At 73.2% G+C, this 12,477-nt stretch carries 14 protein-coding genes; 6 read left to right on the top strand and 8 right to left on the bottom strand.

Features of this window, described 5'->3' with window-relative positions; translation table 11 throughout:
* Positions 1-42: 42 nt before the first annotated feature.
* A complete protein-coding gene (locus Psi01_RS16010) occupies positions 43-318 on the top strand; it encodes a hypothetical protein (protein WP_204064812.1) in 276 nt (91 codons plus the stop codon).
* Positions 319-363: 45 nt separating this feature from the next.
* On the opposite strand, the gene Psi01_RS16005 is transcribed toward Psi01_RS16010, so the two are convergent.
* The 5 genes from Psi01_RS16005 to aroC are packed head-to-tail and all read right to left on the bottom strand — an operon-like array spanning position 364 to position 4,445.
* The gene (locus tag Psi01_RS16005; protein WP_239127749.1) at positions 364-1,146 is read right to left on the bottom strand and encodes an SGNH/GDSL hydrolase family protein; all 783 of its coding nucleotides are present in this window, start codon (positions 1,144-1,146) and stop codon (positions 364-366) included.
* Between the two features lie 56 nt (positions 1,147-1,202).
* Complete coding sequence (gene aroQ, locus Psi01_RS16000; protein ID WP_203880099.1) at positions 1,203-1,634, bottom strand: type II 3-dehydroquinate dehydratase; 432 nt, start codon at positions 1,632-1,634, stop codon at positions 1,203-1,205.
* A gap of 36 nt (positions 1,635-1,670) precedes the next feature.
* Positions 1,671-2,747, bottom strand: a complete 1,077-nt coding sequence (gene aroB / locus Psi01_RS15995) for a 3-dehydroquinate synthase (protein WP_204064860.1) — start codon at positions 2,745-2,747, stop codon at positions 1,671-1,673.
* Positions 2,748-2,766: 19 nt separating this feature from the next.
* Positions 2,767-3,270 carry a shikimate kinase gene (locus Psi01_RS15990; protein WP_204064810.1) on the bottom strand — a complete coding sequence of 168 codons (504 nt, stop codon included), beginning with the start codon at positions 3,268-3,270 and terminating at the stop codon, positions 2,767-2,769.
* Positions 3,267-4,445 (bottom strand): chorismate synthase, encoded by a 1,179-nt coding sequence (gene aroC / locus Psi01_RS15985; RefSeq protein WP_204064809.1) that lies wholly within the window; start codon positions 4,443-4,445, stop codon positions 3,267-3,269. Before aroC ends, Psi01_RS15990 begins: the two co-directional genes overlap by 4 nt.
* Positions 4,446-4,601: 156 nt before the next feature.
* Here aroC and Psi01_RS15980 point away from each other — a divergent pair, with 156 nt between their 5' ends.
* Positions 4,602-5,033, top strand: coding sequence for a PPOX class F420-dependent oxidoreductase (locus Psi01_RS15980; protein ID WP_204064808.1), 432 nt, complete (start codon positions 4,602-4,604; stop codon positions 5,031-5,033).
* Between the two features lie 64 nt (positions 5,034-5,097).
* Here the strand turns inward: Psi01_RS15980 and Psi01_RS15975 are convergent, their stop codons facing one another.
* Positions 5,098-5,607, bottom strand: a complete 510-nt coding sequence (locus Psi01_RS15975; protein ID WP_204064807.1) for a GNAT family N-acetyltransferase — start codon at positions 5,605-5,607, stop codon at positions 5,098-5,100.
* Between the two features lie 55 nt (positions 5,608-5,662).
* Positions 5,663-6,415, bottom strand: a complete 753-nt coding sequence (locus Psi01_RS15970; protein ID WP_204064806.1) for a prepilin peptidase — start codon at positions 6,413-6,415, stop codon at positions 5,663-5,665.
* Positions 6,416-6,561: 146 nt separating this feature from the next.
* Here Psi01_RS15970 and Psi01_RS15965 point away from each other — a divergent pair, with 146 nt between their 5' ends.
* Both Psi01_RS15965 and Psi01_RS15960 read left to right on the top strand, forming a co-directional pair.
* A complete protein-coding gene (locus Psi01_RS15965) occupies positions 6,562-7,554 on the top strand; it encodes a hypothetical protein (RefSeq protein ID WP_204064805.1) in 993 nt (330 codons plus the stop codon).
* Positions 7,533-8,552, top strand: a complete 1,020-nt coding sequence (locus Psi01_RS15960) for a cation:proton antiporter (protein ID WP_204064804.1) — start codon at positions 7,533-7,535, stop codon at positions 8,550-8,552. Before Psi01_RS15965 ends, Psi01_RS15960 begins: the two co-directional genes overlap by 22 nt.
* On the opposite strand, the gene Psi01_RS15955 is transcribed toward Psi01_RS15960, so the two are convergent.
* The gene (locus tag Psi01_RS15955; RefSeq protein ID WP_204064803.1) at positions 8,473-9,039 is read right to left on the bottom strand and encodes an SseB family protein; all 567 of its coding nucleotides are present in this window, start codon (positions 9,037-9,039) and stop codon (positions 8,473-8,475) included. The genes Psi01_RS15960 and Psi01_RS15955 overlap by 80 nt on opposite strands.
* Before the next feature lie 110 nt (positions 9,040-9,149).
* Here Psi01_RS15955 and Psi01_RS15950 point away from each other — a divergent pair, with 110 nt between their 5' ends.
* Positions 9,150-9,797 (top strand): PadR family transcriptional regulator, encoded by a 648-nt coding sequence (locus tag Psi01_RS15950; RefSeq protein WP_204064802.1) that lies wholly within the window; start codon positions 9,150-9,152, stop codon positions 9,795-9,797.
* Positions 9,794-12,304 (top strand): excinuclease ABC subunit UvrA, encoded by a 2,511-nt coding sequence (locus Psi01_RS15945; protein ID WP_239127748.1) that lies wholly within the window; start codon positions 9,794-9,796, stop codon positions 12,302-12,304. The genes Psi01_RS15950 and Psi01_RS15945 overlap by 4 nt, the downstream gene beginning before the upstream one ends.
* Positions 12,305-12,477: the final 173 nt, after the last annotated feature.

Below are 12,477 nucleotides of genomic sequence, written 5' to 3'. Positions count from 1 at the left end.
GCGGCGGCGTTAGCGGCGGCGGAGTGCGGGAAGCCCGGACGCATGAGCCTGACAAGCGATGATCACCACGTCGAGATCGCCGGCCACACGGTCGCGGTGACCGGCAGGACCGGGCCGGTCCACGCCACCTGGACCCTCCTGATCGACGACCGGGAGACCGACAGCGCCAAGGCGGCCGGGGACTTCACCCTCCGGGGCGAACTGCCCGACGGCTCGGAGATCCGGGCGAGCGTGCACCAGAGTCTGGTGGGACCGACCGAGGTCGTGATCTACCACGGCGGAGAGCAGGCGGCGCGCTTCACCGGTTTCGTCGCCTGAGCGCACCGGCCCGGGACCGGGCCCGCGCGAGAACCTCCCCGGACCTCAGAAAGGCTTGAGGTCCGGGCGCTTGGGGTCGACGGCGTCGCCGGAGGAGCGGCCGCGCAGACGGCGCAGCACCCACGGCCCCAGGTGCGTGCGGACCCACTGCACGTCCTCGCGGCGCTTGATCCGGGGGTCGACGTCCACGCGGGGCGGCCAGGTCACCCGCCAGTCGTCCTCGGTCGGTACGCCGAGGACCTCGCACACCCTGGCGGCCACGATCCGGTGGCCCTCCTCGTTCATGTGCAGGCGGTCGTCGCTCCAGGCCCGCCAGTCGCGCAGGCCCTGCAGCGACCACTGGTCGACCAGGTGGCAGCCGTACAGGTCGGCGATGGACCGGATGTGCAGATAGAAGATCGCGAAGGTGCCGCGGGCCCGGCGCATGATCGGGGTGTCGCGCGGGTCCACCCCGGTGAACAGCAGCACCTGCGCCCCGGTGGCCCGCAGCTCGCGCACGGCTCCCGCCAGCTTCTTGGCCATCCGGTCGGGGTCGCTGCCGGGCCGCAGCAGGTCGTTGCCCCCGGCGCAGAGGCTGACCAGGTCGGGGCGCATCGAGACGGCCAGCGGGACCTGGTCGGCCACGATCTGGTCGATGAGCTTGCCCCGCACGGCGAGGTTGGCGTAGCGGAAGTCCGGGTCGAGCGCGGCCAGGCGCTCGGCGACCCGGTCGGCCCAGCCGCGGAAGCGCTCCTGCCCCGCCGGGCCGGCGCCGCCGTCCACGGCGGGGTCGTTCAGGCCCTCGGTGAAGCTGTCGCCCAGGGCGACGAACGAGCGGTAATGCGTCACGGGTCCCCCCGGTCCCATGATCACGGCGTCCGGCCGCGATCGGTCGTTCAGGTCGTTCAGACGGCGTCGGCGATGGCCCGCAGCGCCAGCACGTAGGAGTTGAGGCCGAAGCCGGCGATGGTGCCGGTGGCCACGGCGGCGACCACCGAGGTGTGCCGGAACTCCTCGCGCGCGGCCGGGTTCGAGATGTGCACCTCGACCAGGGGCGCGGTGCGCTGGGCGATGGCGTCGCGCAGCGCGTAGGAGTAGTGGGTGAAGGCGGCGGGGTTCAGCACCACCGGGACCTTCGCGTCGGCCGCCTCGTGCAGCCAGCCCACCAGCTCCGCCTCGTCGTCGGTCTGCCTGACCTCGACCGACAGGCCCAGCTCCCGGCCGGTCTCCCGGCAGAGCGCGGCCAGGTCGGCGAAGGTCTCGGCGCCGTACACGTCGGGCTCGCGCGTGCCCAGCCGCGACAGGTTCGGGCCGTTGAAGACGTACACGGGCTTCATCTGATCACTCACCGTTCCTCGCCGGTCGCGTCCCCGTCATCGGGCGATCTTCTGGTAGGCCGCTTCCAGCAGGCCCTCCGGCGGGTCCTCCAGCGGGGAGACCCTGGCCAGGTCGTCCAGGACGACGAAGCGCAGCGTGGCGCCGCGGCTCTTCTTGTCCAGCCGCATGTGGTCGCGCAGAGCGGGCCAGGCCTCCTTGCGGTAGGCCGTGGGCAGGCCGACCGACGACAGGATGGCGCGGGTGCGCTCCACGATCCCGGCGCCGATCCGGCCGTCGAGGTGCGACAGCTCCGCCGCGTAGACCATGCCGATCGCGACGGCCTCGCCGTGGCGCATCCGGTAGTCCTCGACCCGCTCGATGGCGTGGGCCAGGGTGTGGCCGTAGTTGAGGATCTCGCGCAGGCCGCTCTCGCGCAGGTCGGCGCCGACGACGTCGGCCTTGACCTGGACCTTGCGCCGGATCAGCTCGCGGGTGTGCTGCCCTTCGGGCAGCCGGGCGCCCTCGGGGTCGTCCTCGACGAGCCGCAGGATCTCGGGGTCGGCGATGAAGCCGCCCTTGATGACCTCCGCCAGGCCGCCGACGTAGTCGTCGCGGGGCACCGAGACCAGCGTGGCCAGGTCGCACAGCACCCCGGCCGGCGGGTGGAAGGAGCCGACGAGGTTCTTGCCCTCGGGGGTGTTGATGCCGGTCTTGCCGCCGACGGCGGCGTCGACCATGCCGAGCAGGGTGGTCGGGACCTGCACGACCTTGACCCCGCGCAGCCAGGTGGCGGCGGCGAACCCGGCCAGGTCGGTGGTGGCCCCGCCGCCGACGCCGACCACGGCGTCGGACCGGGTGATGCCGTGGCGGCCGAAGGCCGACCACAGCTCGGCGGCCACCTCGACCGTCTTGGCCCGCTCGGCGTCCGGCACCGGCAGCGCGACGACCTCGTATCCGGCCGCCTCGATGGCGCCGCAGACCGGCCGGGCGATCTCCGGCAGGGTGGCCGGGTGGACCACCGCGACGGTGCGGACCTTCGGGCCGAGCAGCCCGGGCAGCTCGCCGAGGATCCCCGTGCCGATCACCACGTCGTACGGCGTCTCACCGGAGACCGTGATCCTGGACAGCGTCACCGCCGCGTCCCCCTCCCGCTCACAGGCCCAGCCCCTTGACGATCTCATCCACGACCTCGCCGGGACCGCGCTCGTCCGTCGCGACCTTGACGGTCGCCAGGTCCTCGTAGATCGGACGGCGGGCGTCCATCAGCTTCTTCAGCTGGCTGCGCGGGTTGAGCACCAGCAGGGGGCGCGCCGAGGCCAGGCCCACCCGGGAGACCGCCTGCGACAGGCCGACCTCCAGGTAGACCACCGGATGATCGGCCAGCAGCTCCCGCGTCGGCTCGGCCAGGATCGCGCCGCCGCCCAGCGCCAGCACGCCGTCGTGCTCGGTCAGCGCCAGCCGTACGGCCTGCGCCTCCAGCTCGCGGAAGCGCTCCTCGCCGTCCTCGACGAAGACGTCGCTCACCGATTTGCCCGCCACGGCCTCCACGTCGGCGTCGGTGTCGCGGAAGGCGACGCCGAGCCGCTCGGCCAGCAGCTTGCCCACGGTCGTCTTGCCCGATCCGGGGGCTCCGATCAGAACCGCGCGAGGACTCATTTGATCACCATCGAGGACAGGTATCCGGACAGGTTGCGGGCGACCTCTTCGACGGAGTCGCCGCCGAACTTCTCGAGCGCGGCGTCGGCCAGGACCAGGGCGACCATGGCCTCGGCGACGATCGCGGCGGCCGGGACGGCGCACACGTCGGAGCGCTCGTGGTGGGCCTTGGCCGCCTCGCCGGTCAGCACGTCGATGGTGGCCAGCGCGCGGGGCACGGTGGAGATCGGCTTCATCGCGGCGCTGACGCGCAGCGGCTCGCCGTTGGTCATGCCGCCCTCGACGCCGCCGGCCCGGTTGGTGATCCGGCGCACGCCGCCGGGGGTGTTCTCGATCTCGTCGTGGGCCCGGGAGCCGGGGCGGCGCGCGGTCTCGAAGCCGTCGCCGACCGCCACGCCCTTGATCGCCTGGATGCCCATCAGCGCGGCGGCCAGGCGGGCGTCGAGGCGGCGGTCCCAGTGGGTGTAGCTGCCCAGGCCCGGCGGCAGCCCGTAGGCGATCACCTCGACGACGCCGCCGAGGGTGTCGCCGTCCTTGTGCGCCTTGTCGATCTCGGCGACCATCGCGGCGCTGCCGGCCGGGTCCATGCAGCGCACCGGGTCGGCGTCGACCGCGTCCATGTCGCCGGGGCCGGGGACGACGCCCTCGGTCGTCTGCGCCGCCCCGATCGAGACGACGTGGCTGACGACCTCGACGCCGAGGGCCTGCTTCAGGAAGTTCCTGGCGACCTGGCCGAGGGCGACGCGGGCGGCGGTCTCGCGGGCGCTGGCCCGGTCGAGCACCGGCCGGGCGTCGTCGAAGCCGTACTTCTGCATGCCGGCGAGGTCGGCGTGGCCGGGCCGGGGGCGCGAGCGCGGCGCGTTGCGGGCCTGGCCCTCCAGCACCGCCGGGTCCACCGGGTCGGCCGCCATGACGGTCTCCCACTTGGGCCACTCGGTGTTGCCGACCCGGATCGCCACGGGACTGCCGAGGGTGCGGCCGTGCCGTACGCCGCCCACCACGGTCACCACGTCCTGCTCGAACTTCATCCGGGCGCCGCGGCCGTAACCCAGTCGACGCCTCGCCAGGGCGCGGTCGATGTCGGCCGTCGTCACCTCCACCCCGGCGGGCAACCCTTCGAGGATCGCGACGAGTTCGGGGCCGTGGGACTCTCCTGCGGTCAGCCAGCGCAACATGGGGACAAGTCTTCCATGTGCCGCACACTGGAATGGCCCCAGCTCACCTGATGAGACACCGGCCGGGGCGGAGGGCGGGCACTCCCACCGTCCGGCGGCCGCCCTCCGCAGGGGACCCGGAACGAGAGAGGCCCGGAACAGGGAAGGGGACGTCCCATGTCGTTCACCGATGAAGAGATCGCCTACCTGCGGTCGCAGCCGCTCGCACGCGTCGCGACCCTCTCCCCCGACGGGCAGCCCGACGTGGTCCCGGTCGCGTTCGAGTTCGACGGGACGTTCTTCTGGATCGGAGGTTCCGGGCGGAGCGTTCTCGACACCCGCAAGTTCCGCAACGTCCGGGCGGGCAACCACCAAGTCGCCCTGGTCGTCGACGACATCGTGTCGTTCGAGCCGTTCGCCGCCCGGGGCGTCCGGGTCTACGGCCGCGCCGAACCGCCGGTCGAGCGGGCCGGAATGGTCGGCCCGGGCTTCTACACGTGCGTCGTCCCCGCCGTCTCCTGGAGCTGGAACCTGGCGGGCGAGCCCGTCGGCGACACCTGGTACGAATCACGGCGGGCCGTCCACCGGATCCCCGCCGGCCCCCGGTAGACCGCTGTCGGCCGCTGTTCCGGACACGGATCACGGAGACCGGCCGGCGATCCGTTCTCCGGGATCAGACGCCGAACGGCGGGGGATAGACGATGACGCCGCTCGGCACCGGGAGGGTCTCGTCGAACACCAGCGCCATCATGGCCTCGTCGGGGACCTCGAAGGACGGGCGGATCCCGCGGGAGGAGGCCCGGGTGAAGCCGAAGCGGGGGTAGTAGGCGGCGTGGCCGAGGACGAGGACGAGGTTCTCGCCCATGGCGCGGGCGGCCTCCAGACCGGCGCGGATCGCGGCCGATCCCGCGCCCCGCCGCTGGTACCGGGGCGGCACCGCGCAGGGTCCGAGCGCCAGGGCCGGGGCGTCCCCGACGTGGCAGCGGGTGAGCAGCGCGTATCCGGCGACGGCGCCGTCGTCGTCGACTGCCACCGTGGACAGGCCGGGGATCCACGCCGGGTCGGCGCGCAGCGCCTCGACGAGATCGGCCTCCGCGGGGGTGGGGAAGGCCGCGAGGTTGACCTCGCGGATCGCGGGGATGTCCCGCTCGTTCTCCGGCCGGGTGATCCAGGTACGGGACATGATGGCGGTCTTCCTCGGGTGACGGCGTCGCGGCGGCCACGCTATACGGGATCGCTCAGAAGAGGACGGCGGCGAAGGCGCCGATGATCATGAAGGGGCCGAAGGGGAACTCGCTCTTGCGGCTCCCCCGGCGCAGGACGATCAGCGCCACCCCGTAGAGGGCGCCCGCCAGGAAGCCGAGGAACGCCCCGGCGACCAGGGCGTTCCACCCCAGCCAGCCCAGCGCCGTCCCCAGCACCGCCGCGAGCTTGACGTCGCCCAGGCCCATCCCGGCCGGGTTGACCAGGAAGAGCAGCAGATAGAAGCCCGCCAGCGCGAGTCCGCCCAGTCCCGCCCCGAGTAGGTCCCCCCAGCGTCCCCCGGCCGCGGCGGCGACCGTCAGCAGTCCCCCGGTGCCCAGTCCGGCGGCGAGGGTGAACCGGTCGGGCAGCCGCCGCACGGCCAGGTCGACGAAGGCGAGCACGACGCAGAGCACGGCCAGCCAGCAGAAGGCGAGCAGCTCCGCGAGCTCGGCCAGGTACGGGGCCCACCCGGCGGGATCACCGGGTTCTCCGGGCCCCACGGCCCACGCGACGCCGGGCAGGGGCCCGCCCGCCACCGGCGCGGCGTCCCCCGATGAAGCGCTGCCCGGTGAGGCGTCCCCCGTCACGGCCTTCCAGACGAGCGCCCCGAGCAGCAGCGCCGTACAGGACGGGCACCCGTACCGGAGCGAGTCCCCCTCGGCCGCGGAGTGGCGTACCACCAGGGCGCGCGAGAAAAGGCCGATCAGCAGCCCGGCGAGGGCCGCCGCGACGGGGAGGAGGGCCACCGACCGACCATAGCCCGGCCCCGCCCCCCGTGTCCGCCGGGCGCCCGGCCCCGGTCCGGGAAGCCTGTATGACCTCCGAAGTCATTGACGGACCGGAAGCCGATCACGAACGCTGAGGACTACGTCGACCGAGGAGGGCCGAACGCGTGGACAGGGACCGCTTCGCCCGGCTGCCGGCGGTGATCGCGTCCCTGGTCCTGCTGCCGGTGCTGCTGGAGATCCTGGCCTGGTACATCGAGGGCGAGGAGTACAACGTCTCCCGCGCCGTCACGGTCGTCGTGGTGATCCTGTCCCTCGCGCTGACCGCGACGGTGATCGGGCGGATCCGGGCCCGGCTCCCGGTGCTGATGGTGGTCGCGCTGACGGTCACCGCGGCGGGCGAGGGGGTGCTCGGTTTCGTCGCCGCGTTCGGCCCGGTCCTGTGGCACGGCGGCGTCCCCGGCGAGGTGCACGGTCTGATCACCGCCGGTGTGAGCGCGTTCGCCTTCGCGACCGGTGTCTACCTGCTCATCCAGTACGGCAGGGGCCTCTACCTTCCGTACATGGAGGCCGGGATGGGCCCGGTGCCCACCGCCACCAAGCGGAAGGTGATCGGCGAGTCGGAGATCCTGATCCGCACCATGCCGGGCATCGGCCCGTCGGTGGAGAAGTCGGTCGGCAGCTGCGTCGCCATGCTCGACCAGGACGACCTGCACTTCGTGGCCTACTACGCCGACGGGCGCTGCTGCTTCTACACCGACGTGCTCGACGACGCCGACCTGGCGCACTTCTTCCACGAGACCGACCAGGAGCAGCGCCGGGAGCTCTACCTGAAGGCCGGCCACCAGCTCAACTGGCTCACCGGGCGGCTCAACCGGCAGTTCCGGCGGATCGAGGGCGGCATCCTCATCCGCACCGTCCTCGACGTCGAGCGCGGCGCGCTGTACTTCTACTGGATCGACGAGACCCGCTATCTGATCGGGGTGACGCTCGACCAGCGCAAGGTGGACGTCGCCGACGACAAGATGGCGAGACTGGTGGACACGATCCGCGGCCACTTCACCCTTCCCCCCATCAACCAGAGAGAGCGCCCCCGGGACACCGGAGGCCATCTGCGATCCGTTCCGAGGAGCGAGCCTTGGCCCGAATCGGGCTCCTGATCGTCGTCGTCGGCCTCGGCTGGCTCGCCGCCGAGGCGGGCGGGGTGAGCGGACTGGAGAACTCCTCCGTCTACGTCCTGTTCAGCACCCTGCTGCTGGCCATCGGCCTGTACGGAAGCACGCACGGGATCGACCGCGCCGAGGCCCGGGAGCACACCCGGCTGATCGTGCTCGCGGTGACCGTCGGGGTGATCCTGAAGACCGCGTTCATCGCCGGGGTCGTCTACCTGGTCTCGGGTGACCCGCGCGCCCTGATCATGGCGGTGGTGGTCGCCCAGATCGACCCGCTCTCGGTCGCCACCGTGATGCGGGACGACCGGCTGTCGGCCCGGGCCAAGACGATCCTGGGGGCCTGGTCCTCCTTCGACGACCCGGTGACGATCATCCTGGCGGTGTACGCGGCGGCGCTGGTGAGCGGTTCGGACGGCGGCGGGCTGTCGGCGGCCTACTTCGCCGATCTCGGGTTGAACGCCCTGTTCGCGCTGGTCGCCTACCTGGTGTGGCGGCTGATCAGGAACGCCCCGCCGGTGCTGAGCTACGTGGCGGCGGCCACCGCGGTCGTCTCGGCCGCCTGGAGCTCCCTGATGCTCGGCCTGGCGACCGCCGGACTCTATCTCCGGGTGCCGGACTCACGCTGGCTGACCCGCGCGGTGAGCGTGGCGTTCGCGCTGTCGGCGTTCCTGATGGGACTGCTGCTGGTGGGCGGGGCGAACATGGGCATGGGCGTCCTGCTCGGGCTGGCCGCCTTCGCCGCCCAGATGCTCGCGGCACTGGTCCTCACCCACGGCCTGCCGGTGATCGACCGGGTCCATCTCGGCCTGGCCCAGCAGAACGGGGTCACCGCGGTGATCCTCGCCCTGGTCTTCGAGCGCGACTTCGGCGGCTTCGTCGCCGTGATCGCCCCGGCGATCCTGACGATCAACCTCGTCCACGCCGTCGCCAACCGAACCGCCGACGCCTGGGGGCCTCAGCGGCCCCTGCCATCTTCGCCACGGTGACCTCTCCGGAGCCCTCGGCCTCCAGCCGGTCGAGGGTTCCCGACTCCACCGCGGCGAAGGCCGCCAGCACGCCGCCCTCGATCACGAACGACACCGGTCCGGCCACGTCGACCACCACCGCGGCCGCGTTCTCGTGCACGGCTGCCTGGCAGACCTGCGGGACGGTGGCCTGGATCGGCCGGGCGTCGGGGCGCCAGAGCTTGAGCGACTCGACCCCGGTGAAGGCGAGCACCGCCTCGCGGCCGTCCTTGCCGACGAGCTTCGGCAGGGCCATCTCGCTCTCCTTCTCCTGCCGGAGCCCGTGCTCGCCGACCTCGGAGGAGGTCAGCAGCGCCACCACCGGGACCAGCAGCCGGGCGCCGCTCAGCGCGGAGACCACCTCGGCGGCGCCGGCCGTACCGGCGGCGTAGGCGGCCAGCGCGGAGGCCACGGCGGCGTCGGCTCCGCCGTGGTCGTCGGGGACCAGGGGCTGGGGAATGCTCGGCACGAATCGGGAGCCTACCGGGGAGAACGCGCGGTGGAGCACGCGCCGTCGTCAATCTTGACCGACGCCCGTCGCGCATGAATACTCGGATCCGAGTGATAGGAGGCGAGCAATTGAGTCCTCGTACCGGCCGCGCGGTGTCCAACCCGCTGGGTCTGGCGGTCGTCGGCCTGTTGATGGAGTCGCCCATGCATCCGCACGCCATGGCCGCGACCCTGCGGGAACGTGGCCTGGACCGGGTCTTCAAGCTGACCACCGGGTCCCTGTACGACGTCGTGCGGGCGCTGGAGCGCGCCGGATGGATCGAGTCGCTCGAGACGGTCCGGGTCGGCGCCCGGCCCGAGCGGACCGTCTACCGGTACACCGCCCTGGGGCGGGAGCAGTTCGTGCGCTGGGTGGACGAACTGGTCCGCGTCCCGGCGGAGGAGTATCCGAAGTTCCTGTCGGCGGTCAGCTATCTCGGCGCGCTCGGGCCGGACGGCGCCGTGGCGGCGTTGCGGGAGCGGGCCGGCCAGGTGCGCGCGTCGCTGGAGGAGCTCCGGCGGGAGCACCGCGAGGTGCTGCGCGCGGGCGAGGTGCCGCGCCTGTTCGTGGTGGAGGCCGAGTACGCGGTGCGGATGCAGGAGGCCGAACTGGCCTGGATCGAGGAGATCGCCGGCGACATCGAGACGGGCCGGCTGGCCTGGCCCGAGCCGGGGAACGGCTGGGTCCGCGCCGGTGAGGAGACCGGACCGGAACCGCAGGAGACGGAGGTCGGATGAAGGGCGGAGGGTCGATGAAGGTCACGGCGGCCGGGACGGGGCCGGCCGGCCCCTCACCGGACTGCATCGAGGCGACCGGCGTGCGCACCCACAATCTGCGCGGCGTCGACGTGCGGATCCCGCACCGGGCCGTCGTCGCCTTCACCGGCGTCAGCGGCAGCGGCAAGAGCTCGCTGGTCATCGACACCCTCCACGCCGAGGCGCAACTGCGGTACGTGGAGGGCTTCGATCCGTACGTCCGCAAGTTCCTCACCCCGCGCGACCGGCCCCGCGTCGACCGCGTCCGGGGCCTGACCGCGACTCTCGCCGTCGACCAGCGCAACGCCGGCCGCAACCCGAACTCGACGCTCGGCACCCTGACCGGAGTGGAGGCGTACCTGGGGCTGGTGTTCGCCCGGCTCGCCCCGCTGGCGACCGGGCGCACGTGGACCGGCCCGCTGCACCCCGCCCAGTTCGACCCCCAGGCCCGGGACGGCATCTGCTGGACGTGCGTCGGGGCGCGCGAGATCGCCGAGGCCGACCCGGACCTCATCGTGCCCCGGCCGGATCTCCCCCTGACGGAGTCGCCCTGGTTCGGCCGGAACCAGTCGAACGAGGCCGCGTTCCTCCCCTCGCTGGCCGAGCACCACGGCACCGACCTGGCGCGACCCTGGCGGGACCAGCCGGAGGGTTTCCGGCGGGCGGTCCTGCACGGCACCGGCGGCGAGCAGATCGACCTCGTCGTCACCGGCAGGAACGACAGGAAGCACACCGAGCTGACCTACCGGACCCGGCGGGCGCTCGACGGCGCCGTCGCCGAGATCGAGCGGTTCTACGCCGCGGCCGGCGACGAGACCAAGCAGGTCTACGTGCCGTTCCTGCGCAGGCGGGAATGCCCGGCCTGCGGCGGCACCGGGCTCGGCGAGATCGCGCGGACCGTCACGCTGCTGGACAGGACCTTCCGCGACGTCGTCCGCAGCCGGGTGCGCGAGGTCCGGGACTGGATCGACGCCGTCGGCGCCGGGCTCAACGAGGCCCAGCGCGAGGTCGGCCACGTCCTGGTGCCCGAGCTGCGCGACCGGCTGGACCTGCTCATCCGGCTCGGCCTGGCGCACCTGGAGCTGTCGCGCACCGCGCCGACGCTGTCCGGCGGCGAACTGCAGCGGGCCCGCCTGTCGGCGCAGATCAGCACGGCCCTGACCGGGCTCACCTACGTCTTCGACGAACCCGGCGCGGGTCTGCACCCGGCCGACAAGGACCACCTGTTCGAGCTCCTGCGCGAACTGCGCGACGCGGGGAACACGGTCCTGCTCGTGGAGCACGACCCCGACCTGATCGCCCGCGCCGACTGGGTCGTCGACCTCGGCCCCGGAGGCGGCCGGGACGGCGGCCGACTGATCGCGACCGGGCCGCCCGGCGAGATCGCCCGGCACCCGCGATCGGTGACCGGCCGCTATCTGAGCAGCCCGCACTACCGGCTGCGACGGGCCGAGCGGGCGCCCGACGACGCCGCCGGCTGGCTGGTGCTGCACGACGCGGCGGCGCACAACGTCACGGCCCGCGAGATCCGGATCCCGCTGAACCGGCTCACCTGCCTGACCGGGATCAGCGGCAGCGGCAAGAGCAGCGTGCTCAACCCGATCCTGGCCGACTCGGTGGCCGCCGCGCTGGCCGGGAAGCCGCCGGTCACGGTGGAGAGGATCTCCGGGCTGGCCGGCCTGCGCTGGGTGAGCGTGGTGGACCAGACCCCGATCGGCCGCACGCCCCGCTCCTGCCCGGGCACCTACACCAAGGCCTTCGACCTGATCCGGCAGCTGTTCGCCGACACCGGCCAGGCCAGCGGGCTGGGGAACGCCTCGGCGTTCTCCTTCAACTCGCCGGGCGGGAGATGCGAGACCTGTCAGGGCCTCGGCCGGATCAAGATGGACCTGGAGTTCCTCGGCGACACCTATCTCACCTGCCAGGCCTGCGACGGCCGCCGGTACGGCCCGGACGTCCTGGCGGTGACGTACCGCGGGCTGGCCGTCGACGAGGTGCTGGCGAGCACCGTGGCCGAGGCCGCCGAGGTGTTCGACGGGCCCGAACCGCTCGCCGCGCTCCTGGGGGCCATGGTGGACGTGGGCCTGGGCTATCTCACGCTCGGCGAGAGCGGCACGGCGCTGTCCGGCGGGGAGGCCCAGCGGCTGAAGCTGGCCAGGGCCGCACTCCGCGGCCGCCGGGGCCGCGATCCGGGTCTCGTCGTCCTCGACGAGCCGATCACCGGGCTGCACCCGGACGACGCCCAGCGGCTGATGCGGACCCTGGACCTGCTGCTGGAGCGCGGGCACACCGTGGTGATCGCCGAACACGACGTCCACGCGGCGGGCTGCGCGGACTGGATCATCGACATGGGCCCCGGAGCCGGGGCGGCCGGCGGCCGGATCATCAACGAGGGCGTTCCCGCGCGGGTCGCCCGCGGGACCGGGCCCACCGCGCCGTACCTGCGGCGGCTCCGGCTCGGCGCGGCCGATCGGCCCGGAGGCTGCTGACGCGCCCGGCCGGAGGCGGTGAGCCCGGACCCCGGGGGCGGTGAGCCCGGACCCCGGGGGCGGTGAGCCCGGACCCCGGGGGCGGACCGCGCCGTGCGGGAGTCCCGGTTCTCCGGCACGCGGGGTCCGGTGTCCCGGGAAAGACGGGACACCGGACCCATGCGGCCGGGTCG

Origin of the sequence: Paraplanobispora siamensis, from assembly GCF_016863175.1 — a bacterium.
In the GTDB taxonomy this organism is placed as follows: domain Bacteria; phylum Actinomycetota; class Actinomycetes; order Streptosporangiales; family Streptosporangiaceae; genus Planobispora; species Planobispora siamensis.
Note: the sequence above shows the minus strand (reverse complement) of the source record. Positions and strands in the feature narration are given on the sequence as shown.

Excerpts from the sequence above, each read along its gene's own strand:
- Psi01_RS15975 (WP_204064807.1), bottom strand. The coding sequence starts at position 5,607 with ATGTCCCGTACCTGGATCACCCGGCCGGAGAACGAGCGGGACATCCCC.
- Psi01_RS15990 (WP_204064810.1), bottom strand. The coding sequence starts at position 3,270 with ATGAGTCCTCGCGCGGTTCTGATCGGAGCCCCCGGATCGGGCAAGACG.
- aroQ (WP_203880099.1), bottom strand. The coding sequence starts at position 1,634 with ATGAAGCCCGTGTACGTCTTCAACGGCCCGAACCTGTCGCGGCTGGGC.
- aroC (WP_204064809.1), bottom strand. The coding sequence starts at position 4,445 with ATGTTGCGCTGGCTGACCGCAGGAGAGTCCCACGGCCCCGAACTCGTC.
- Psi01_RS15980 (WP_204064808.1), top strand. The coding sequence starts at position 4,602 with ATGTCGTTCACCGATGAAGAGATCGCCTACCTGCGGTCGCAGCCGCTC.
- Psi01_RS15945 (WP_239127748.1), top strand. The coding sequence starts at position 9,794 with ATGAAGGGCGGAGGGTCGATGAAGGTCACGGCGGCCGGGACGGGGCCG.
- Psi01_RS16010 (WP_204064812.1), top strand. The coding sequence starts at position 43 with ATGAGCCTGACAAGCGATGATCACCACGTCGAGATCGCCGGCCACACG.